Annotated in this window: 23 protein-coding genes; 14 read left to right on the top strand and 9 right to left on the bottom strand. The window is 60.5% G+C overall.

The annotated features are described in order from the left end of the window. Nucleotides 1–10 precede the first annotated feature (10 nt). Both NW808_RS03535 and NW808_RS03540 read left to right on the top strand, forming a co-directional pair. Nucleotides 11–823, top strand: coding sequence for a hypothetical protein (locus NW808_RS03535; RefSeq protein WP_414420308.1), 813 nt, complete (start codon nucleotides 11–13; stop codon nucleotides 821–823). 97 nt (nucleotides 824–920) lie between these two features. Then, nucleotides 921–1469, top strand: coding sequence for a fasciclin domain-containing protein (locus NW808_RS03540; RefSeq protein WP_414420309.1), 549 nt, complete (start codon nucleotides 921–923; stop codon nucleotides 1467–1469). Between the two features lie 110 nt (nucleotides 1470–1579). On the opposite strand, the gene NW808_RS03545 is transcribed toward NW808_RS03540, so the two are convergent. Continuing rightward, on the bottom strand, nucleotides 1580–1822 hold the full coding sequence (locus tag NW808_RS03545) for a hypothetical protein (protein WP_414393306.1): 243 nt from the start codon (nucleotides 1820–1822) through the stop codon (nucleotides 1580–1582). Between the two features lie 203 nt (nucleotides 1823–2025). On the opposite strand from NW808_RS03545, the gene menD reads away from it, so the two are divergent. Next, nucleotides 2026–3834, top strand: a complete 1809-nt coding sequence (gene menD, locus NW808_RS03550; protein WP_414420356.1) for a 2-succinyl-5-enolpyruvyl-6-hydroxy-3-cyclohexene-1-carboxylic-acid synthase — start codon at nucleotides 2026–2028, stop codon at nucleotides 3832–3834. Here menD and miaA read toward each other — a convergent pair. Then, nucleotides 3758–4720 (bottom strand): tRNA (adenosine(37)-N6)-dimethylallyltransferase MiaA, encoded by a 963-nt coding sequence (miaA, locus tag NW808_RS03555; protein ID WP_414393310.1) that lies wholly within the window; start codon nucleotides 4718–4720, stop codon nucleotides 3758–3760. The two genes, menD and miaA, sit on opposite strands and share 77 nt — an antisense overlap. Nucleotides 4721–4953: 233 nt before the next feature. Between miaA and NW808_RS03560 the strand changes: the two genes are divergently transcribed. Next, entirely contained in the window at nucleotides 4954–5700 is a 747-nt protein-coding gene (locus NW808_RS03560) for a hypothetical protein (RefSeq protein WP_414420310.1), read from the top strand. Between the two features lie 67 nt (nucleotides 5701–5767). Here NW808_RS03560 and rpe read toward each other — a convergent pair whose 3' ends face one another. Together rpe and NW808_RS03570 are read right to left on the bottom strand one after the other, a co-directional pair. Beyond that, nucleotides 5768–6478 (bottom strand): ribulose-phosphate 3-epimerase, encoded by a 711-nt coding sequence (gene rpe, locus NW808_RS03565; protein WP_414420311.1) that lies wholly within the window; start codon nucleotides 6476–6478, stop codon nucleotides 5768–5770. Between the two features lie 157 nt (nucleotides 6479–6635). Further along, nucleotides 6636–6806 carry a hypothetical protein gene (locus tag NW808_RS03570; RefSeq protein WP_414420312.1) on the bottom strand — a complete coding sequence of 57 codons (171 nt, stop codon included), beginning with the start codon at nucleotides 6804–6806 and terminating at the stop codon, nucleotides 6636–6638. A gap of 101 nt (nucleotides 6807–6907) precedes the next feature. Between NW808_RS03570 and NW808_RS03575 the strand changes: the two genes are divergently transcribed. After that, entirely contained in the window at nucleotides 6908–7303 is a 396-nt protein-coding gene (locus NW808_RS03575) for a VOC family protein (protein WP_414420313.1), read from the top strand. After that, nucleotides 7300–8877 (top strand): NAD(P)H-hydrate dehydratase, encoded by a 1578-nt coding sequence (locus tag NW808_RS03580; RefSeq protein ID WP_414420314.1) that lies wholly within the window; start codon nucleotides 7300–7302, stop codon nucleotides 8875–8877. The genes NW808_RS03575 and NW808_RS03580 overlap by 4 nt, the downstream gene beginning before the upstream one ends. Here the strand turns inward: NW808_RS03580 and NW808_RS03585 are convergent. The 5 genes from NW808_RS03585 to NW808_RS03605 form a co-directional block, all read right to left on the bottom strand. Beyond that, on the bottom strand, nucleotides 8874–9704 hold the full coding sequence (locus NW808_RS03585) for an undecaprenyl-diphosphate phosphatase (protein WP_414420357.1): 831 nt from the start codon (nucleotides 9702–9704) through the stop codon (nucleotides 8874–8876). The genes NW808_RS03580 and NW808_RS03585 overlap by 4 nt on opposite strands. 52 nt (nucleotides 9705–9756) lie before the next feature. Next, nucleotides 9757–10314 carry a DUF2808 domain-containing protein gene (locus NW808_RS03590; protein WP_414420315.1) on the bottom strand — a complete coding sequence of 186 codons (558 nt, stop codon included), beginning with the start codon at nucleotides 10312–10314 and terminating at the stop codon, nucleotides 9757–9759. Nucleotides 10315–10878: 564 nt separating this feature from the next. Further along, on the bottom strand, nucleotides 10879–11064 hold the full coding sequence (psbZ, locus tag NW808_RS03595; RefSeq protein ID WP_414409653.1) for a photosystem II reaction center protein PsbZ: 186 nt from the start codon (nucleotides 11062–11064) through the stop codon (nucleotides 10879–10881). A 152-nt stretch (nucleotides 11065–11216) separates the two neighbouring features. Beyond that, nucleotides 11217–11909, bottom strand: a complete 693-nt coding sequence (locus NW808_RS03600) for a queuosine precursor transporter (protein WP_414411468.1) — start codon at nucleotides 11907–11909, stop codon at nucleotides 11217–11219. Continuing rightward, nucleotides 11902–12564 carry a response regulator gene (locus tag NW808_RS03605; protein ID WP_414420316.1) on the bottom strand — a complete coding sequence of 221 codons (663 nt, stop codon included), beginning with the start codon at nucleotides 12562–12564 and terminating at the stop codon, nucleotides 11902–11904. Before NW808_RS03605 ends, NW808_RS03600 begins: the two co-directional genes overlap by 8 nt. Nucleotides 12565–12789: 225 nt before the next feature. Here NW808_RS03605 and NW808_RS03610 point away from each other — a divergent pair, with 225 nt between their 5' ends. The 8 genes from NW808_RS03610 (at nucleotide 12790) to argH (ending at nucleotide 21719) form a co-directional block, all read left to right on the top strand. Beyond that, complete coding sequence (locus NW808_RS03610) at nucleotides 12790–13908, top strand: class I SAM-dependent methyltransferase (RefSeq protein ID WP_414420317.1); 1119 nt, start codon at nucleotides 12790–12792, stop codon at nucleotides 13906–13908. Nucleotides 13909–14057: 149 nt separating this feature from the next. Beyond that, nucleotides 14058–14513, top strand: a complete 456-nt coding sequence (locus NW808_RS03615; RefSeq protein ID WP_414420318.1) for a hypothetical protein — start codon at nucleotides 14058–14060, stop codon at nucleotides 14511–14513. 72 nt (nucleotides 14514–14585) lie between these two features. Then, nucleotides 14586–14930 carry an MgPME-cyclase complex family protein gene (locus NW808_RS03620; protein WP_414409650.1) on the top strand — a complete coding sequence of 115 codons (345 nt, stop codon included), beginning with the start codon at nucleotides 14586–14588 and terminating at the stop codon, nucleotides 14928–14930. Between the two features lie 222 nt (nucleotides 14931–15152). Then, entirely contained in the window at nucleotides 15153–16682 is a 1530-nt protein-coding gene (locus NW808_RS03625; protein ID WP_414420319.1) for an MFS transporter, read from the top strand. 236 nt (nucleotides 16683–16918) lie between these two features. Beyond that, the gene (locus NW808_RS03630) at nucleotides 16919–18091 is read left to right on the top strand and encodes a glycosyltransferase family 4 protein (protein ID WP_414393335.1); all 1173 of its coding nucleotides are present in this window, start codon (nucleotides 16919–16921) and stop codon (nucleotides 18089–18091) included. Nucleotides 18092–18464: 373 nt separating this feature from the next. Then, a complete protein-coding gene (locus tag NW808_RS03635; RefSeq protein WP_414409648.1) occupies nucleotides 18465–19871 on the top strand; it encodes a PP2C family protein-serine/threonine phosphatase in 1407 nt (468 codons plus the stop codon). A gap of 79 nt (nucleotides 19872–19950) precedes the next feature. Next, nucleotides 19951–20226 (top strand): hypothetical protein, encoded by a 276-nt coding sequence (locus NW808_RS03640; protein WP_414411475.1) that lies wholly within the window; start codon nucleotides 19951–19953, stop codon nucleotides 20224–20226. Nucleotides 20227–20303: 77 nt separating this feature from the next. Then, complete coding sequence (argH, locus tag NW808_RS03645; protein WP_414420320.1) at nucleotides 20304–21719, top strand: argininosuccinate lyase; 1416 nt, start codon at nucleotides 20304–20306, stop codon at nucleotides 21717–21719. The last annotated feature ends 176 nt before the right edge of the window (nucleotides 21720–21895 follow it).

Genomic DNA, 21895 nt, shown 5'->3' on the forward strand with positions numbered 1-21895 from the left:
TTGACCTGTCTTGGCAGAGAAAAAGTTGGGAGAGTTGCCGGCGGTGAAGAAGGGATCCAGTCGCCCCTCTTCTGGCCAGGGATCCTGGCAGGAGTATCTTCAGCGGGTTCAGAAAGGGGCAGAGGAAAGGGGAGCCCAGGCGGCGGGGTGGCTGCTGGGGGGATCGCAGGGGCGGGTTTTGACGGTGTCAGGCTTGGCGTTGGCGGGGCTAGCCTTTTGGCACTGGCGCCTGGCCCTTTCCCTAGCAGTGGGCACTGGGGTGATGCTAGGGGTGTACGCGGCTTGCAGCCCTGAGTTTAGCCGCCGCTGGCAGGAGTGGCAGGCTTGGTTTCGCCAAGCTGACCGCTCCCTTTTGCTAGCCGTTACTGGTGGGGCAGCCGCCACCCTCGGCACCTACCTTGTGGTCTCAATCTGGGCAGAAGCCAACCAGCGCTGGCTGGCCACGGGCGCCATTGTGCAGGGGCTAGCCACCTTTGCCCTGCTGTCACTGCTGTTTTGGGAGTGGCTCAGCCGCCGGCAAGAGCGGCAGCGTTCTCAATGGGAGCGGGATCTTAGCGACATTGCTTCCCCCGATCCCTACAGGCGGCTGCTGGGGGTACGCCGGCTGCAGAGCCGCCTGCCCCATCTGGATCCCGAACAAACTCGGCTGGCAGTGGATTATCTGCGCCTGGCCCTTGACCAAGAAACCGTGGCCGTTGTGCGGGAGGCCCTCTTGGAAGCCCTGCAGGGATGGGGGATCCTGCGCCGCCTTAACGATTTGACCAGTCCCAACCCAGCCGAAAGCAGCGGCGATCCCTCGGCAAGCCGCAGGGGCAACGCCTAAACAGCTAGCAGCTCCACCACGGGAAGTAAGGAACTCGAGCCAGAGGCTGTCCGTCGTAAAGGAGTGTAGACCTACTCTTTACGGAGGGTTACATTCCATGGTTCGTAAGCTCTTCACGCTCTCTTTAGCCGTTGCCTCGGCCACGGTGTTGGCTGCAGCTCCCGGAGTCCAGGCTAGCAGCCCCAGCCCTAGCCCAGCGCCTGCAAGCGCGAAGACTGCGGCTCCTGCCCAAAAAGCCAAAACCATTGTGGATGTTGCTGCTGAGGCTGGTTCCTTTTCCACCTTGCTCAAAGCCCTGGAGGCTGCTGACCTGGTGAAGACGCTCTCTGAGAAGGGCCCCTTCACCGTTTTTGCCCCTACTGATGAAGCCTTTGCGGCCCTGCCGAAAGGCACGCTAGACGACTTGCTCAAGCCAGAAAACAAGGAGAAATTGAAGCGAGTGCTCAGCTACCATGTCGTGTCTGGCGAGCTTCCCTCTCAAAATCTAAAGGCCGGTAAGGTGACTACCCTTGCTGAAGTGCCGGTGGAGATCTCCGTCAAGGATGGGATCCGGGTCAACGACGCCAAGGTGGCAACCCCCGATCTCAAAGCCTCCAACGGCATTATCCACGTCATTGACAAAGTCCTCCTGCCACCGGAGAAATAGTCTTCTCGGCCTTGCAATCCTAAATCTAAGTCTGTAGAAAGCCTTCCTAGCACCCCCAGCTTCAAGGCTGGGGGTTTCGGGCGCGATCCCTGGCTTGGCTCTTGGGATTCCTACAAGTCAATACCAACGCTGGAGTTGTAGATTGCCTCCACCGACACACCGGCCACCCGCTGGGGGCGCACGATCATGTACTCATTGTCCATTTGCTTGGGCAAGGTGATGAACTCGTCCCCACCCACCATCAGTTGGTTGATCAGCTCTGTGTATTCTCTGGCTTCCTTGACCCGTACCTGCAGGGTCTGACCCCCTTCCAGCATGATGTGAACGAGGTAGCCATCGGGTTTTCTGGGCATGAGCGCTCCTGCTTGGCTGCAGCAAAGGTCGATAAACATTATTCCCCCCTTCGAGAAACTTGACCAACCTCCGGCTCCTCCTGTCGGCAGGAGGCCATAACAAGCGGTGGATAGGAGAGGGGGCTTCCCCGGGGTGGTCGATGGGCCTACAGTAACAGGATGTGCCCATTTTGGGTTCTTTTCCGCTACCTCTTGTGGCTGGAATGGCTGACACGCCTTGCCCTCAACGGCTGGACTGGCGCAACCTCAACACCCTCTGGGGATCCGTTTTGGCCGAGACCTTGAGCCGGCTGGGCTGTCGAGTGGCCGTGGTGTGTCCGGGATCCCGCTCTGCCCCCCTCACCTATGCTCTGGCGCAGCACCCTGAGATCGAGGCCATTCCGGTGCTGGATGAGCGGTCGGCGGCCTTCTTTGCCCTTGGCTTGGCCCAGCAGCTACGGCAGCCCATCCCGCTAGTGTGTACCTCTGGCAGTGCCGGCGCCCATTTTTTTCCCGCTCTCATCGAGGCAGCAGAAAGTGGTTGGCCGCTTTTGGTTTTGACGGCGGATCGGCCGCCGGAGCTGCGCCACTGCCGTGCCGGGCAGACCATCGACCAGGTGAAGCTCTACGGCCACTACCCCAACTGGCAGGCGGAGCTAGCCCTGCCCAGCGCCGACCTAGAAGCTCTGGCCTACCTGCGCCAGACCGTCATTCACGCCTGGGAGCGTGCCCTCTACCCTTTCCCGGGTCCAGTGCATCTCAACGTGCCTTTGCGGGAGCCCTTGGCTCCCATTGCTGACGGCAGCACCGCGCCCCTGGCCCGTTGGCAGAAAAATCCGGAGTTTGAGAAGAGCTTTTTTCGGGGGGTTGCTCCGGCCGGATCTTCCTGCCAGGCGCTGCGGGGCAGTCTTCAGATGGAGAGGGCTTCCTTTTGGCAGGAGTGGTGCAGCTGTGAGCGGGGAGCGATCTTGGCAGGGCCGGCCCAAGCGGCGAATCCCCGCGCCTACGCTGAGGCGGTGGCCCGTCTGGCCCTAGCCCTGGGCTGGCCGGTGTTGGCAGAAGGCCTTTCCCCCCTGCGCAACTACGCTTCCCTTAACCCCTACCTCATCACCACCTACGATTTTCTCCTCCAGGGAGAGCAGCCCCATCTTTGGCCGGAGCAGGTCATCCAACTGGGACCCTTGCCCACCAGCAAGGCCCTGCGGCAAGCCCTGGCCCAAGCCCGACCCCGCACCTGGCTGCTCGACCCTCGGCCCCAGAACGCCGATCCTCTCCACAACTCCACGACCCACTTGCCCTTTGCCTTGGAGGAGGTGGCGGCAGGGATCCCAGTAGGCAAAGCCAAAACAACCGCTTTTCTGCAAGCCTGGCTGCAGGCGGAAGCAAAAGCTCGGGTTGAGCTGGATCGGCTGCTGGCAGCTCTGCCGGAGTGGTTTGAGGGCAAGATTGCCTGGTGGCTGGCCCATCACCTGCCGCCGGAGACGCCGCTATTTATTGCCAACAGCACACCGGTGCGGGATGTGGAGTGGTTTTGGCCACCCAACGACCGCCATATCCGGCCTTACTTTAACCGCGGCACCAACGGCATCGACGGCATCCTCTCGACCGCCTTTGGGGTGGCCCATCGCCAGCGCCCGACGGTGGTGCTGACCGGGGATCTGGCCTTTTTGCACGACTGTGGTGGCCTGCGTCTTGCCCAATGCCTTCAGGGATCCCTGACGATTCTTCTCATCAACAACCAGGGGGGCGGTATCTTTGAGCTCTTGCCCATTGCCAAGGCGGCTCGCCAGGAGCCCAACCCTCCCTTTGAGACCTACTTTGCCACCCCCCAGGCCGTGGATTTTGCCCTCCTCTGCCAGGCCCATGGCATCCTCCACCGGCGGATAGAGACCTGGGAGGAGCTGGCCCAAGCCTTGGATCCCTTGCCGGCCCAGGGGGTGCGGGTGTTGGAGATCCTTACGGATCGGCGGGCGGACGCGCAGCGACGGCAGGACTGGTTTCAGCGCTGGTCTGAGCGGCCATCCACGCCGTAACCCGGCTCCAGATTTGCTCCGGCAGATCCTCGGCCTCGCAGTCCAGCCATTGGATCCCTGGCATGGCCCGAAACCAGGTCATCTGCCGCTTGGCAAACTGGCGGGTGCGCCGCACAATCAAAGGCTGTAGCTCCGCTTCTGGGATCCGCCCTTCTAGGTAGGCGCCAATCTCCGCGTAGCCCAAGGTTTGTAAGAGGGGCAGGTCTGGCCCGTAGCGCTCCCGCAGCGTTTTCACCTCCTCAATCCAGCCTGCTGCCAGCATTTCTGCCGTGCGCCGAGCAATGCGTTGTTCCAGACGGGGCATTGGGCAGCGCAGCCCCAAGATGAGGATGGGGTAGCTGGGAGGATGGGCCTGCCTCAGGCGGGAAGCTGGCTTGCCGGTGGTGTAGATGATCTCCAAAGCCCGCAGGGTGCGCACTGTGTCATGGGGATGGATGTGCTCGGCGGCAACGGGATCCAACTGCTGCAGCCAGGCGTAGCGGATCTCGGGCGGCCACGTCTCTAGTTGAGCGCGCAACTCGGGCTGCGGCGGAACTGCCGGGATCCCCAACCCTGCAGTAATGGATTGGATGTAGAGCCCCGTCCCCCCTACCAGAATGGGAGTCTGTCCCTGCCGATGGGCCTCGGCAATGCGCGACTGGGCCGCCTGCTGAAACTCGGCCACGGTGTAGGTGTGGCGGGGATCCACAAAGTCCATCAACTCGTGCGGCCAGAGGGCCCGCTCAGCGGGGGTAGGCTTGGCAGTGCCGATGTCGAACTCCCGGTAGACCTGGCGAGAGTCGGCATTCAGCAGAGGGGATCCCAGCCGCTGGGCCAGCAGCAGCGCCTGACGTGACTTGCCAGTGGCGGTGGGGCCGGCAATAACAATTAGGCCTGGAGTTACCATGCCGGAAGTGTTACTTGTTGTACTGGGTGGCAGACATTCAGAACCTGCAAAAATTTATGCAAGTCAACAAAATTTCTAAAAGGCTTTAGCTCTGTGGCTAGAATAGACTTCCTAACAGCTTTGGGCTCTTTGAAATTGCGGTGATCTCATCTTACGTTCCAGCTTTTGTTGGGTTGGACACTCAGCTTAGGCTGTCTCTCCAGCTCCCGAGGCTAGCCCCATGGCTGCTTGCCTTGGTCAAGCCTGGTCTCGGCTACCTGGGCCGGGCAGTTGGGGCAGAGGTCCTAGCGGCGTTGCTGGCGTGGAAACCTTGTCCAGCCCTGGCGGAAGTTTTGGTGCTCAAGCAAGGAGAAGTGCGCACTCTGCCCTTGTTGCAAACGCGGGCCCGACCCTCCTTGCAGATGGAGATGCTTTATCTAGGCATGGTGGAGGAGCGCTTCTTAGGCTACGCCCACGCCAACAACTGGGAGACTATTTCCAGCGACCGAGAGGATCCCCGCTGGAGCCGCTGGCAACTGCGACCGGGCGGTGAGGCCCTCTATCCGCCGGATGCCCCTCCGTCGCGCGATCCCTCAGAGCCCCCCCTCTATGCCCGCGGGTTTTATGTAGAGGCCTACTTCATGGGCGGGCGGCTAGTGGGGATGCACCTCATTTACAATCCGGAAGAGCCAGGCTTCAATTTCAGGCAACTGCAAAGGCTTGTTCGCGCCTGGTTCCCCGATAACCGCCTAATGTTGCACTACCAGGTGCTGCCAGAGGATCCCGACCAGCATGTCCTAAGAGCCTACTGGGGCACCATCCCTCCCCCTTACCTTGCCGACATTCAGCGCAACAGCCGCCTGCCCTTCTGCCAGGTTTTTTTCAGCCCTACCTCGCCTCAGCCGCTCGTTCCCCCCTCTGCGCCTCCTCACTGCCTGGGTCAAGCTGAAGCAGGTGCCTCCCCTGTCGCTGCCCAGAAGAAGACGGCCGCTCTGCGCTAAAGCTTTGCGCGGGCTAGGGCTTAAGCTGGGGCTGCTTGCAGCGTTGCCGGCCTACGGGAAGAAAGCCCTAAACCGTCACCAGCTCGGGGCGGTGGCTGTGGCGAATGGCGCGAATGGCTTCCCCATAGTCCCTGGCCTTGAATACGGCTGAGCCCGCCACCAGGGCATTGGCCCCCGCCTCGATGACCTGCCAGGCGTTGCTGGCCTTGATGCCGCCATCCACCTCGATCCAGGGATCCAAGCCCCGCTCGTCGCACAGGGCCCGCAACTGGCGAATCTTGGGCACCACCGCCGGGATGAAGCTCTGGCCGCCAAAGCCAGGGTTGACACTCATGATCAACACCAGGTCCACCAGATCCAGCACGTACTGAATCAGCTCCAGGGGGCTGGCCGGGTTGAGCACCACACCTGCCTGTTTGCCCAGATCTTTGATTTGGCTGAGGGTGCGGTGCAGGTGGATGGTGGAGCTGGACTCGGCGTGAACGGAGATGATGTCGGCCCCCGCCTTGGCAAAGTCGGCCACATATTTCTCCGGCTCCACAATCATCAGGTGGACATCCAGAGGCTTGGCCGTAACCGGGCGCAGCGCTTCCACCACCAGCGGGCCGATGGTGATGTTGGGCACAAAGCGGCCATCCATCACATCTACGTGGATCCAGTCGGCCCCCGCCTCGTCCACTGCCCGCACTTCTTCCCCCAAGCGGCTAAAATCGGCTGAAAGAATAGAAGGGGCGACGACAATCGGCTTTTGCCCAGAAGCTGCTGAGGGCTGAGTCATGGTGAGTACCCAAGGTGTAAACCGCAAAACAGGGGAGCCTGCTCCTCTATGGTACGGAGTTTGATCCCCTTTGCAAAGCACCACCCGGCTTCTAGGGGATCCCGACAAAGCCGGCCCTGGCCAGTTGCACCCTCCGGAAAACTTGGGCCAGAGGCTCTCAGCGATCCGGCGGCTGCGCGTTGCTCTGAGGCTCTGGAGAGGCTTGCTCTGAGGGAGCTGGCTTCACCTTTTCTTCTAGCCGCAGGGCAAGCTGCTGCAACTGCATATAGATGCTGTTGGCGGCCAGCATAGCCAGGACAGTGCCGAAAAACTTGGTGCGGGATCCCATAGACCAACCCCTGGGCAAGGCCAAACACTCGTTGCCCTAGCTCCAACTTAGCGCACAGGCGGAACAGACCCTCAGAGAAGAACTTCATTAGACCTAGCGTCATGCCTGCCTATCAGCACTTACATACTGCCCTTTGGGTTAGCGATCTGACCAGAGCCGAGCATTTCTACGGGACGGTGCTCGGGCTCCCCAAAGCAGAACGGTTTCCCTTTGACTTTCCCGGCGCTTGGTACCAGGTGGGCTCCTCTCAGATTCACTTGATTGTTACTGAGGAGCCGCTTGGGCAAGGGCAGCCAGCCAGTGGGGGCAGCAAGGCGAAGTGGGGGCGCCTTCCCCATGTGGCGCTGGGCGTGGAAGACTTGGAAGCGGTAAAGGCCCGCCTGCTGCAGGCAGGCTACGAGGTGCAGCCAAGCGCTTCCGGGCGGACGGCGCTGTTTGTTCGGGATCCCGACGGGAACGTGATCGAGCTAAGCTCCCTAAGTCCTCCTCAGCCATGACTGCGATGACAGTGCCCTGTTCGCCCCAGCGGCGCGGCGCCCTGCCCCTCTTTGACCCCTCCACTGCCCTAGTCAGCTCGGCCCAAATGCGGCGCCTCGAGGAGCAGATCTTCGCTGCCGGCATGCCTGTGGCCGCTCTCATGGAAAAGGTGGGCCTGGCCGTTTTTGCCCAGTTGCGGCAGGATTTCCCCCATGCGCAGCGCATCGGCATCCTCTGCGGGACAGGGCACAACGGCGGCGACGGCTTGGTGGTTGGACGAGAGCTGCGGCTGGCCCAAAAGGGGGTGAAGGTTTGGCTGGGCAAGCCGGATGATCTCAAGCCCCTGACTGCCGACCACGCTCGCTATCTCAGGGCGCTGGGGGCGGAGTTTGTGGATCGGCTGGAGGAGTTGGCCGACTGCGATCTACTGATTGACGCCCTGTTTGGCATTGGCCTAAACCGACCCCTGGGGGATCCCTGGGCAGAGGCAGTGGAGTGGGCCAACGGCAGCGGCATTCCCATCCTCAGCCTGGATCTGCCCTCTGGCCTCAACGACCAGACAGGCAAGATCTGGGGCTGCTGTATCCGCGCCAGCCATACCTATGCCCTGGGCCTCTGGAAGCGGGGCCTGTGGCAGGAGGCAGCTCTGCCTTGGGTAGGACGGCTGCATCGCATTGATTTTGGGATCCCCCCTTGGGCCTGCCCGGCGGAGGCGGTTCCCCAGTTGTTGCTGCAACCCTGGCTCCATTTCCCCCCCGACCCGCCCTTGGACACCCACAAGTACCGCCAGGGATCCCTGCTGCTGGTAGCAGGCTCGACGGCCTATGCCGGGGCGGCAGTGTTGGCCGGCCTGGGATCCCGTGCCAGCGGCGTGGGCATGGTAACCCTAGTGGTGCCGGCGGAGTTAAAGGGGATCATCCACAGCGCTTTGCCGGAGGTGTTGGTGCACCACTGGGAAGGGATCCCTTCTTTGCCGCTAGTAGCTGAGAAGCCCTTCCAGGCGGTGGCGGTGGGGCCGGGCCTCGGGGAAACCCGCCAGCTGCTTTTGGAGATCTTGCTGCGGGATTGGGCCGGGATCCCCTGGGTGATCGACGCCGATGGCCTCAATGCCTTAGCGGAGATGGGGGTGGAGCGCCTGCCAGAAAACGGGATCCAAGCTATCCTCACCCCGCACCTGGGGGAATTTCGCCGGCTTTTTCCTGGGATCTCGCTTGAGGATCGCCTCGAGGCAGCCCAAAAGGCAGCAGCCCAGAGTGGGGCGGTGGTGGTCTTGAAGGGGGCACGGACGATAATCGCCTCTCCCACAGGGGAATGCTGGGTAAACCCGGAGAGCACACCAGCTTTGGCTCGCGGCGGCAGCGGCGATGTTTTAACTGGCTTAATTGGTGGACTAGTGGCGCGCAGAAGGGCCCAACTGGGTCAGGCGATGGGGATCTCAGAGCTACTGAGTTGCGCCTGTGCCGGGGTGTGGTGGCATGCCCAGGCAGCTATCCAGCTGGTGGGGGAGCGGGGTCCGACGGGGGTGGATCCGGCCCACCTAGCGGAGCACCTGCCCAAAGCGCTGCAGATTCTGCGGGGACAGAAGTCGGTCTAAGGTTGCAAGAACCCCAGCGCCAGCCCCAAGAAAATGAACAGGCCAAAACTAATCCGATAGACAATAAACAGCCAGGTGCTGCTGCGCTGCAAAAATCGAATGAGCCAATCGATGGACCAGTAGGAGAAGACAAAGGCCGAGAGCGCCCCCAGCCCCTGCGCTAGCAGCGCCTCTGTTCTGAACTCGGAGACAAACTCTTCCACCCCGGCCAAAAAGAGAGCGGGGATTCCCAGCAAGAAGGAGTAGCGGGCGGCAGCCGAGCGCTGCAAATCGAGCAACAGAGCCGCCGTCAGCGTCACGCCGGAGCGGGATACCCCTGGGATCAAAGCCAAGGCCTGGGCCAGCCCCACCCAGATCCCGTCCCAAATGCCTAGGCTGTCTAGGCCTCGCCGGCGTTTCCCCACCCGTTCCGCCCAGCCCAAAGCCAGGGCCAAGCCAATAGCGGCAGCAGCGATCACCCACAACTGGCGGGGCGGAGATCCCCAAATGGCCTTGACGGCCCATCCGGCCACCCCAATCGGCAACGTTCCCACCAGGATCCCCGTGAGCAGCCGCCAAGACTCCTGCTGGAAGTCTCGCTCCTGCCAAGCCTTCCAGGAGCCAAGGAGCAACTGGCGCAGGTCAGAGGCAAAGTAGATCAACACTGCTCCCAGACTGCCCAGCTGGATCACCGCCGCAAACGAAGCTCCCGCATCTGGCCAGCCCAGCAAAGCTGGAAACACCCGCAGGTGGGCTGTGCTGCTGATGGGCAGGAACTCGGTGATCCCTTGCACCATGCCTAAGAGCAGGGCCTGCCACCAATTGGGATACCAGAGGTCGGCCAGCACCAAAGACCGTCTCTCTCGATAGACCAGGCTGCCGTCTGGAGGAGAGTTCCCCTTAGAACGTGAGCCGCTCGGGATCGTCGATGGTAATCAGCCAGTTGCCCACCTTGCGGAAGAGGGGGTTGGGCTCTGTCCCCCGCACCCGCGCCTCTACCCGGTAGATGCCAGCAGCGGAAGGATTGCGCACATTGGAGAGCACCAAGCGGATCTCCTGGCCGGCGGCAATGGGTTGACGGGCTACCACCTCCAAAGAGCGAAACTCCTCGTTCCAGTACACTTCCGCCAGCTCCACCGGCTTGCCCTCCGCCTCTAGGCGCACATTCTTCGGGTCGATGACGGCATCGAAATTGCTATCCGCCTTGATCTGCACCTCTGCCACTGCCACATTTTGGGGTGGGATCTTCAGGCGATAGCGATCCAGCTGGCCGCGAATGCCGCGAAAATCCAGCCGATAGCTGAGGACAGGCACCCCCTTGCTGCCAGTGATGACAAAGCCCGACTGCGCCCTTGCCGAAGGGAGCAACAGCAGGGATCCCACTAGGCCTGCCAAAGCCAACCTTGCCCCCAGCCAAGGCAAGCAAAGACTCTGGGAATACTTCACCGCTCTCAACACCCAAGCTTCCCGAAAGACTTCGACTCAAGCAACCCCTGCTGCCGACTGAGCAAGCAGCAAGGCCATGAAGATGTTGCTGTCTATTGTAAGGGGGTGAGATCCGCTCTGAAAGACTTATACAACGCTGGACAAAAGCGGACTTTTGCTCCAGGTTGACGCTTTCTTCCTGCTTTCACGACCCGTAGCTAGTGGCAGAGTTTACCCCTACCACCCCGCCAGAGGGATCTCCACAGGCGTAACTTCCCCGCGAGCTGCAGGTAGGTGCTCCTTGCCCACCTAAGGCACACCGGCTAAAGACGGAGCCAACTTCAGCCTATGCAAAGTGCCTCCCAGAAAAGATGTACCCGCAAGCCTACTAGCTCAGCCCATCTACGTCAAGACAGGAGGTTGGCTATGCCACAAAGTGGCTGATTGTCCAGTGAATCAAGGACCAGAGGAGAGCCCTTCTAACAAGAGCGCCCAGAGCTCAGTTGGGTGCGGGAATGCGCAGTTTTTTCGCCGCCCTAATGCCCTACAACATCCAGAAGCTTGGGGGATGGGTGTCGAAGGATCCCGCTGGAGGGATCACTTCAAGAAACTAAGTACCCCCACCCCGAGTACCATCAGCACCCAGAGCAGGGATCCCACCAAAAGGACATTCTTGGCCCGGCTCCAGTCGCTGGCCGAGCTAAGGAGCACCGGCACCGCCACCACCAACAGCAAGCTGTAGAGCACCAGCACCAACAGAGCGATTTGGAAAATGAGCATCATCTTTACGGATCCCTCCCAAAGGTTCTGTTTTGGATAAAAGCTCCCAGCAACAGCGGGCGACTACTCACTGCGCACCGGCAGCAGGGTAGATAGGATCTGACTATACCAAAACTGGGGCCCCTCCCTCTGGCCCGCCTGGCAAGGGAGCAGCTTTATTTGGATACAACCTGGATTCGGAAAGGGTTGAAGTCCGTTGCCACGTCAAAGTAGTCCTCCTGCTCTTGCTGCTTCAGCCAGCCGGTAATGGCGTAGGTGAGGGGAGTACAGGCTGCTTCAACGGCACACTTGAACACGTAGTTGGAGACGATGAGGCCCATAAGACCAGGGAACACCCCCCAGAAGGCGATGAGAATAAACAGGCCCGTATCCACCGCTTGGCCCACCATGGTCGAGCTGATGGTGCGCGTCCACAGCCAGCGTCCCCGCGTCCACACCTTCAGGCGCGCCAGCACATAGGCATTGGCAAAGCTGCCGCTCCAGTAGGCAATTAGACTGGCCAGCACAATGCGGGGGGTAAGGCCGAGGATCTGGTCGTAGGCTTCCTGGTGGGGCCAATCAGGGGCTGCCGGCAGGGATCCCACGATCATCAAGGTCACGGACATCAGGGCTGCCGAGAAAAACCCCAGCCAGATCACCCGCCGCGAGCGAGCATAGCCGTAGACCTCGGTGAGGATGTCGCCGAAAATGTAGCTGAGGGGGAAAAGAATGGTGCCGCCATCGAAGGTAAAGGGCCCCAAGAGCACGATCTTGGCCGAGGCGATGTTGGAGATGAGCAGCACCGCCACGAACAGGGCCGTCACCGCATCCAGGTGTCGGTAGGCGCGCTCAAAGCTTTGCTCAGCCATCAAGACCCCCCAATAGTTTACGGATATGCCGCAGCTCTTTGACGATTAGGGCTAAGCCCTGGCTGTGCCGTTCCACTTCGCTGGTGAGCTTACGGATTTGCTCTTCTAGGTTAGCGCTGTGAGACTCCTGACGATCTAGGCGCTGGTTGAGGTTGGCAAGCCGCGTCACTACTTCCCGCTGGATCAGGTTTTCCGTACCTTGGATAAGCAGCGTCTCGATGGCGGTGAGCTTGTTCAAGAGCAACTGGGTGTTGGTTTCCGATCCCGGCTCCGCTGCCGCCGCAGGAGTCACCTGCAGGGCCTTTTGGATTTGAGCCAGAAGAGTCTCCGCTTCAAACGGCTTTTCGATAAAATCGAAGTCGACAAAAGGCTCAGGGATGCGGGCCGTTACTTGTTCCTTCATCCCCGACATCATGATAACGGGGGTATTTTTCAGACTGTCTTCGCGGCGGATGGCTTGGAGGGTGTCGTAGCCATCCATCTTGGGCATGACAAAATCCAGCAGGATCAGGTCGGGGTGATGCTTTTTGGCGACCTCCAAGCCCGTCGGTCCGTCTTTGGCCTCCAGCACCTGGAAATGGTCAGCCAGGATGCTGGCCACCATCTTGCGGATCATGATGCTATCGTCAATGACCAACACCGTTTTGGTCGTCATGGCTTTTCCCATCAGTTCAGCCTGATCTGCCCCTTCCTTGAGCTCAGGAGGCAAGTGGAAACCCACCATTAGAGTACTCTCCTGCTTGGCGGAGGTTGTGCTCAGGGATCCAATTTGCCGGCTTCTCTTGCCGCCTAGCGGTTGTCAGCCCACCCTGGCCGCCTTGCTATAATCTACTATCGCATTGTAAACAAACGTTAAGAACCCGTTTGCACTGGCAGGGTCATGAGCTTCCAGTTAAGCCCCGAGCTGTCGCTGCCTATCCCATCGCCGGTGGGGGAGGCTGCTTACCGTGCCTTTCAGTGGGGCAAAAACCTCTTCGGCTTTGCCCACAAGGCTCTCTCCACCCAAGCTGCCGAACTGATGCTCTCTGCCCTCAGGGACCTGCAGAGCTTTGTCTCCGGCAAGCCTCTGCCACCACGGGAGCGGGTGAAGGTGAGCGCAGCTACTTTGCAGGAGTTGCGGGCTCGCTACGAGCGACTTCTAGAAGTTGATTGGCAAGATGCGGAAGCAGGCTACTACCCTCACGCGCTTCTCTTCGACAACCCCTGGCTGGACTTTGCCCGCTATTACCCAGCGGTGTGGTTGGAACTGCCCCAGATTGCCCGACGGGTACACGGCCGGCGCTACCAAGAGTTTTCTCCAGACATCTCCACAGAGGGCTACCCAAAATACTACCTTCAGAACTTCCACTACCAAACCAACGGCTACCTGAGCGATCGCTCGGCTGAGCTCTACGACTTGCAGGTGGAGTTGCTGTTTGGGGGTACGGCGGATGCGATGCGGCGACGGGTGATCCGCCTGCTCAAGGATGCCCTCGATCCCAACCTATCTGCTCCCCACATCCTCGACGTAGCCTGTGGCACAGGGCGGATGCTGCGTCTTTTGCGGGGATCCCTGCCCAAGGCGGCGCTGTATGGCTTGGATCTTTCTCCTGCCTATCTGCGCAAGGCCAACCGGCTGTTGCAGGAGTTGCCCGGGGAGCTGCCGCAGCTTATTCGCGCCAACGCCGAGGCCATGCCCTACGCTGACGCTTTCTTCGATGCAGTTGTCAGCGTTTTTCTTTTCCACGAGCTGCCTGGTCCAGTTCGGCAAAACGTCATCAACGAGATCAGCCGGGTGGTGAAGCCAGGGGGCGTGGTTGTCGTCTGCGACTCGGTGCAGCTGCTGGATTCGCCGGAGCTGGAGGAGACGATGGAAGCTTTTGCGCAAACCTTCCACGAGCCCTACTACCGCGACTACATCCGCGACGATCTGGGAGCGCGCCTGCAGCGGGCAGGCTGTGAGGTGTTGCGCCGAGAAACCCACTACGTTAGCACTTACCTCTTGGCCCGTAAGAGTTGAGCGCCCTTGCCAAAAGCTTAAGAAGAGATTCGCAGAAGTCTACCTAGGGGTATAGTAGTAGCAGACACCAAACTTGGATATGATATGAAGCCAGGCCACCAAGCCCTTGGGCGGGAAGGTGGTTGGTATCCATTCCTTTACTTAGGCTCATGTCTCCTCCCTATGGATCCCTCCGTGCCGGCATCACTGCACTGAAGCAGGAGCGCTACCTAGAGGCGATCAACCTTCTTGAGTCTTTCTGCTACTGCTGCTCGATTCAAGGAAGCTCGCCGCGCCAGGGGGAACGCAGTAGCTCCAGGGTAAGCTCGGAGGAATGTGCTCTGGCTCGAGTGGCCCTGGTCATAGCCTATCAGGGCAGTGGCGACTTGGAGCGATCGACAGCCCTCTGCCAGGAGCTGCTGGAGCAGGGGGAGACTCCTTCAACTCCCCCCTGGGCACGGGAATGGGCAGCGCAGGCTCTTGCTACCCTCAAGCAGGCAGCAGAACACCCTATGCCCCCTGAGGAGGTGATGGCACGGTTGCCTGTCCTCCAGCAGTTGGAGGCCTGTCAGCCCCACTGTAGCTCTCGCGACCCGGCCCCCTATCTGCTCAAGGCCACCCACTGACTGGCTGAATTTAAGAAGCTGGACTTTGGCAGCTAGGTTCTATCCTTTTCGCAGTAGGAAAGCTCCGAAAGTATGCCTGCCACTGAGCCCACTACCTATCACTTCATCGTTGGCAGTCTAGATTTTTTGCGGTCTGAACCTCTGGAGGAGGTGCTGGAGGAGCGTCGGCGACATTACGCGGAGCAGCATCGCCCCATTGATTTCCACTGGGTGCCCCAGCCAGCTTTCATGGAAGCTCCCGAGTTAAAACCCCTGCGCAACAAGTTGAAGGAGCCGCTGGGGGCAGTGGTCTCGACTAACGAGCATTTCATTCGCTGGCTGGCGGTGCGCCTTGGCTTTGTGGAAAAGGGCAGCTTTGTGGCCCCCAGTGAGTCGATTCCGGATCCCTTGCGCTCCCTGTCGTTGTCGGAAAGCTGAGAGGCTTGTCTCCATTGCTGCCTTGGCACCTTGCTGCGCCCAGAAGGACAAGCTGGGCAGCGAGGGGTGAGCTGCCCTAAAGGTGGCCGGAGAGGCGGGTTTGATTGCAGGCTAGGTCAAAATTTAAGATTAGGGCTTAGGGCACCTCTCCCGCTCCAGTAGCAGCAAGGCTGTCGGGCAGCAGGAAAGGTGGGAGAGGGAGATAGGCTGGGCGGGGGCACCATGACTTGGGAACAACGAAGGGACTGGCTGCAAGAGGGAGCGGAGCTCTACTTAGTGTCAACAGCGGCTATGGAGACGCTGAAGTCAGAGGAGCTGGGTTCTCCCCTTGAGCCGATAACAAGCCCCGCCTCTAGCTTGCCAGGGGGCCCAGCCGGGGATCCCTTGCCAGAGCCGCCTCCCGAGGATCCCAAAGAGAACAGCCCAACGGAGAAGCTAGAACAGGCGGATCCCCCTTTCTCAGGGACAGGCCTGGGAAACTTCGCGGCTGTGCTGGGCCGACGCAATTTCCTGCTGCTGTGGATGGGGCAGGTGTTTTCCCAGCTGGCCGACAAGGTGTTGTTGGTGCTGCTGATTGGGGTGACCTCCAAGCGGTTTCAGCCAGAGGGGGCTTCCATCAGCGGCTGGGTAGCGGCGGTTATGCTGGCCTTTACCCTGCCGGCAGTGTTGTTGGGCAGCTTGGCAGGGGTATTCGTGGATCGCTGGCCTAAGAAGGCCGTGCTGGTGCTCTCCAACGTGGTGCGCGGCATCCTAGTGCTGCTGCTGCCGCTGCTGCTCTGGCTGACGGCGGGGCGTGACCTTTGGCCAGGGATCTCTTTGGGCTTTGGCGGGCTGCTGCTGATTAGCTTTGCCGTCTCTGTCTTGACCCAGTTTTTTGCCCCTGCCGAGCAGGCCACTCTGCCGCTAATCCTGCCCAGGCGGGAGCTGTTGGCGGCCAACTCCCTCTACACTACGACGATGATGGCTTCGCTGGTTGTCGGCTTTGCCATTGGCGAGCCGCTGTTGACGCTGGCGGATCGTTGGGTGCGCGCCTGGTTGCCTGGCTGGGAGGTGGGGCCAGAGCTGTTGGTGGGGGGAGCCTACCTTTTGGCGGGATCCCTGCTGCTGCTGTTGCAACCGCACGAGAAGCTAGACTCCCGCTCCTGGGAAGCTCCCCATCTCTGGGAAGATCTCAAGCTGGGCCTACAGTACATCGGGCAAATGCCCCTGGTCCGCGCAGCCCTGCTGCAGATGGTGGTGCTCTACTCGCTGTTTGCGGCGCTGGCGGTCTTGGCAGTGCGGATGGCGGAGGTGATGGCGGAGCTGGAAGCCGATCAGTTTGGAGTGTTGCTGGCTGCTGCCGGTCTAGGCATGGGGATTGGCGCCTTTTGGGTAGGGCACATAGGCCGAGGAGTAAGCCGTCGGGCCTGGAGCGGGCTGGGATCCCTCCTGCTGTCTCTGGCGCTGGTGGCTTTGTCGTGGACAGAGAGGAAGCTGTTTCCCAGCTTAGCCTGGATTGCCCTGCTGGGCTGTGGGGGGGCTTTGGTGGCGGTGCCGATGCAAACTCTGCTCCAGGAGGAAACTCCTGAACATCTGCGGGGCAAGGTGTTTGGGTTGCTCAACAATGCCGTTAACATTGCCCTCAGCTTGCCGCTGGTGTTGACAGGGGTAGCGGAAACCTATCTGGGCCTTTCCTGGACGTTTCTTGCCCTGGCAGTCTTAAATGCGTCGGCAGGAATGTACTTCTGGAGTTTGTTGAATAGAGAGGCTTGACTTCTTCGCCAGCTCTAGCTAAGTTGCTCCTTCCCAGCAGCGGTGCCGGCCTCCCCAAGCCCTCCGCGCCGCTGACGGCAGTGCAAGGCAGAGCTTAGGAGCAGCCCCATAGCTACGCGCCGTCCTGCTGTCGGGCTGGTGCTAGCTTTCCCCCGCCAGGCAGCAAGCAAAGCGAGGATCCGCGTCTGCTAACCTTATGGGAGGTTTAACCGTTCTAGCAGCGTAGGGATCCACCCATGCACATTGCCTGGATAGGCAAGAAAACACCCTTTTGTGGCAACGTCACCTACAGCCGCGAGGTAACCAACGGCCTTTTGGAGCGGGGCCATCAGGTGAGCTTTTTCCACTTCACCAACGAAGAGGCCGCCGCTGAGGGGGGATCCCGTCCGGGGAGCAACTGGCGTGCCGAGCTGGAGGGGCGGGATGTCTCTCTGCCCTGTCTCTACAAGTCGCAGATCTACACGATCCCGGCTCCCAACGCCCGGCGGTTGCTGGAGCAAGCCCTGCGGGAATTGCAGCCGGATTTGGTGCATGCTTCTTTGACCATTTCGCCCATTGATTTTGCGTTGCCGGAGATCTGTGCTGAGCTCAACCAGCCCCTAGTGGCCACTTTCCACCCAGCTTTTGACCGACGGCGGCGCAACATCGCCTCCCGCACCCAATACTTGGCCTATCAGCTCTATGCCCCCTGTTTGGCCCACTACGATCGCACCATCGTCTTCTCGGAAACGCAGCGCCAGGTCCTGGTCAAACTGGGGGTGGGCAGCGAGCAGGTGGTGGTCATTCCCAATGGCGTCGATGTTGACAAGTATTCGCCGGGGCCCTCCACCCTCAAGCAACGGCTAGGGCTAGAGCGGGTCTTCGTCTACCAAGGGCGGATCTCGCCGGAAAAGAATGTCGAGGCCCTGCTCAAAGCCTGGAAGCAGGCTCAAATGGGGGAAAAGTGCGGCCTGCTCATTGTGGGGGATGGACCCCTGCTCAATACCCTCAAGCCCTTCTACACCCGCCAGCACGGGATCTACTGGCTGGGCTATGTTGCCGACGAGCAGGAGCGCATTGAGATCTTGCGGGGATCCGACGTGTTCATTCTCCCCTCCTTGATCGAGGGGCTGTCTTTGTCGCTGTTGGAGGCGATGGCCTGTGGGGTAGCGGCGGTGGCCACTGACGTCGGCGCCGATGGCGAGGTTCTGGCAGACGGAGCCGGGATCCTGTTGGATCCAAGCCGAGTGACGGTGGAGCTGCAAACGCTATTGCCCCTCTTGCGGGATCAGCGGGAGTTTACCCAACTGCTGGGAATGAAAGCCCGCCAACGGGTTCTGGAGCGCTACACCCTCAGCCACAACCTCAGCCGCCTGGAACAGCTCTACCGAGAGGTGTGTCAGGGATCCCGTCAGCCCAGAAGGGCGTAGCCGCCAATGACCTCGACAACATTAACTCAGGCAGAGCTCTTGGGAGAAGACGGGGTAGAGCTTGTGCTATCTTTGCTAGACTGCATCGTTATGTTTCTGAGGGATTGGCTCTACCTTCCGCATGGAGGAGCACAGCCCGCAAAAAGCTTTACCGGCCCAGCCGCCCGCCGGGCGAGCAGGTTTGTCCTGGTCGGACTCCTTGCTTCCTCCCAAAGTTCTGCCTGCCTCGCTGCCGTCCACAACCGACCCGAGCACTCCCAGCTCAGGGCAGGAGGATCCCCGCTCTAGGCTTGGTACTGCCAAGGAGAAGGAGCCGCCAGCCCTCTTGCCCAGCCGGGCCAACAAAGCTGAAGCGGGGGCAGACCAGCAGTCGATGCTGTACTTGTTGGGAGGATTGGCTTTTGCCCTGCGCTCCTTCAATAACCTCAACCAGATCCTGGAGTTCACGGCTTTTGTGGCCAGCCAACTCACTGGGGCTGAGGGGGGAGCGCTGGTGTTGTTTAACCCCAACGGCACTATTCAACTGGATCAACTGCACTGTTTCGATCTCGAGCGCCGCGAGCAGATTCGCGCCGAGATGGAGCAGATTGCCCAGGCCCTATCGGCTCAGGAGCCTCTTCTCAAACTAGAGGGATCCTTGGCGGTGAAGATCCCAGCTCTTGAACATCTTCTGGACGAGCGTCTGCGCCAGAGCCTGGGGCCGGATGGGCGCCTATTTGGCACGCCGCTGTTGATCCGTAACTCTGTCCAGGGTCGCTTGTACGTCTTCAGCCGCCAGCCCAACTACCACTGGACCGAGCCTCGCCAGCAACTTTTGCGCCTAGTGGCTGACCAAGCGGGTGTAGCCATCGAGAATGAGCGCCTGCGGACAGCCTTGCGCCGCAGAATGGCCCTGGAAAAAGAAATGGAGATCGGCTCCTACATCCAGACCCAACTGTTGCCCCGCCAATACCCCCAAGTTCGGGGCATTCGACTGGCAGCCCGCTGCCGCGTAGCCAGCAAAGTGGGGGGCGACTACTACGATTTCATCAAGATCCCGAGGGGGCCTGCCTCTGCAGAGCCGGCCAGCAACCGGGCGGAACCGCCTGAGCCCTCCGCAGACTCTCGCCTAGCGATTGTCATTGGGGATGTCATGGGCAAAGGTGTACCTGCCGGGCTGCTAATGAGCATGACCCGCGCCATGGTGCGGGCAGAAGCTCTTAACGGCCACTCGCCGGCCCGCGTTCTCCAACATCTCAATCGGGCCATGTACAGCGATCTCAAAAACTCCAGTCGCTTTATCAGCCTGTTTTACTCGGAGTACGATCCCTGCTCCCGTCGCCTGTGCTTTGGCAACGCCGCCCACAACCCTCCCCTCTGGTGGCAGGCCCGCACCCGTGAGATTCAGCCTTTGGATACAGAAGGGGCGCTGATTGGCTTGGAGGAGCACAGCCAATACTCAGAAAGCTGTGTGCAACTGCAGCCAGGAGATGTTGTAGTCTACTACACCGATGGCTATATTGAGGTTGCCAATACCCGCGGGGAGCGGCTGGAGACTGCCGGTCTAATGGATGCTATCCAGCGGGCTGCCAGCTGCTACGAGTCGCCAGAGGAGATCCTGGAAAGTCTCTTTGCGCAGATGGATGCTTTCCGAGGCCGCCAGGGAGTCCACTTTGTTGTCCCAGAGCCAGCGGTGGAGCTAGAGCTCCTGTTCCGGGAGGAAATTTCCCTGCGACCTATGCCGGTGGACGATACCACCTTGGTGGTGCTGAAGGTGTTGCCGGAGCCTGAGGCCGCCTAGCTCCAGAAGGTCTGTAGTTGGATGGCCAAGGGTAGGGCTACCGTTTGCGCTAGTGGGACGGAACCTCACCTGCCCTAGTGTGACGCGCAGAGTTTACAGTACTCTCTACCTAGGGGAATTTGTCCGTCTTTACTTGAGCTTTACCGGAGGTATGGGCATGAACTTCACTTCCTCTTACCTGCCAGCTCCGCCCGCATTGCAGACAAAGGCCATCGTTGCCCAGGTGTTCCGCCAAGATGTGCTAGGCGATATCCGCAAAGGTTGGAACAACTTTGTGGAATCAGGCCAAATTTGGGCGCTTCTGATAGGGCTGGTGGCGGGCTACATGCTCAAGAGCATCACCAGCTCCCACTAAGGCTAGGTGGGCTTTGGCAGGGGTCTTCTAGCCGTTGCAAGGCAGGCTTTTGTTTCCACGGCAGTCATCTGGTTCCTATGCCTGAGCCAACCTCACCTTCCACCCCCCGTCCCTGGAGCAGCCGCTTCGAGGGATCCCTACACCCCCAAATTGCCCGCTTCAACGCCAGCATAGGCTTTGACATTCGCCTTTTGCCCTACGAGGTGGCCGGATCCCTGGCCCACGTGCAGATGCTGGGGGCCTGCGGCATCCTGAGCCGGGAAGAGGCGGAGCAAATTCGGCAAGGGCTGGAGCAGATCCAGAAGGAGGCAGCCGAGGGGAGTTTTCAGCCTGGCCCAGAGGCTGAAGATGTCCACTACGCCGTCGAGCGCCGGCTGGTAGCGTTGGTAGGGGAGGTGGGGAAAAAGCTGCACACCGGCCGCTCCCGCAACGACCAAGTGGCCACCGACTTGCGCCTTTACCTGCGGGATCAAATTGACGTCATCCGCCATTCTCTCTGGGAGCTGCGAGGGGTTTTGCTGGAGTTGGCTAGCCAGCACGTGGAGACAATCCTGCCCGGCTACACTCACCTGCAGCGGGCCCAGCCCGTTAGCCTAGCCCATCACCTTTTGGCCTACGAAGAGATGTTCTGGCGGGACTGGCAAAGGCTGGGGCGAGTGCGGGAGGAGGTCAACGTCTGTCCCCTGGGATCTGGGGCGCTAGCCGGCACTTCCCTGCCCATCGACCGGCAGTTTGTTGCTCATCTGCTGGGGTTTGAGCGCATCAGTGCCAACAGCCTGGATGCAGTGAGCGACCGCGACTTCCTCGTAGAGTTCCACGCCGCCGCCAGCTTGATCATGGTTCACCTCAGCCGCCTCTCCGAAGAGATCGTCCTCTGGGCCTCGCAGGAGTTTGGCTTTGTCACCCTCACTGATACCTGTGCTACCGGCTCTAGCCTTATGCCCCAGAAGAAAAACCCCGACGTGGCAGAACTGGTGCGGGGCAAAGCCGGGCGGGTGTTTGGGCATCTGCAAGCCCTCCTGGTTACCCTCAAAGGGCTGCCCCTGGCCTACAACAAAGACTTGCAGGAGGACAAGGAGGGGCTTTTTGATACTGTCGATACTGTCAAAGCCTGCCTAGAGGCGATGCGGATCCTCCTGCGAGAAGGGATCCAGTTCCAAACCCAGCGCCTGGAAGCCGCGGTGCAGGCAGACTTTTCCAATGCCACCGATGTAGCCGACTACCTGGTGCGCAAAGGAGTGCCTTTTCGCACTGCTCACGACCTGGTGGGGCGGATTGTGCGCACCTGTCTTGCGGAAGGGATCCTGTTAAAGGATTTGCCCCTGGAGCGCTGGAAAAGCTTTCACCCGGCCTTTGAGGAGGATATCTTCACGGCCATCGATCCCCGTCAGGTTGTGGCTGCGCGGCTTAGCCCCGGCGGAACTGGCTTTGCCGCAGTGCGACAGGCCCTGCAACGAGCCCATACCCGCCACCAGCAACCAGAGCTAGCGTAAACTCTGGCTCAGCCCACCCTAGGAGAAGCTCCCTAGTGGCGGCAGGATGCGATCCCGAACCATCTCCCCACCCCCCTTCCCTCTGGGGGAAGCGGGAGCAGCAGCCCCAAGTTTTAGCGACTTCCGCGCCCGTCCCTATTCCTGCTCTGAGGGCAAGATGTGGGAGTAGTTTCTGT

This window comes from Synechococcus sp. W70.1 (genome assembly GCF_047461515.1).
Classification (GTDB): domain Bacteria; phylum Cyanobacteriota; class Cyanobacteriia; order Thermostichales; family Thermostichaceae; genus Thermostichus.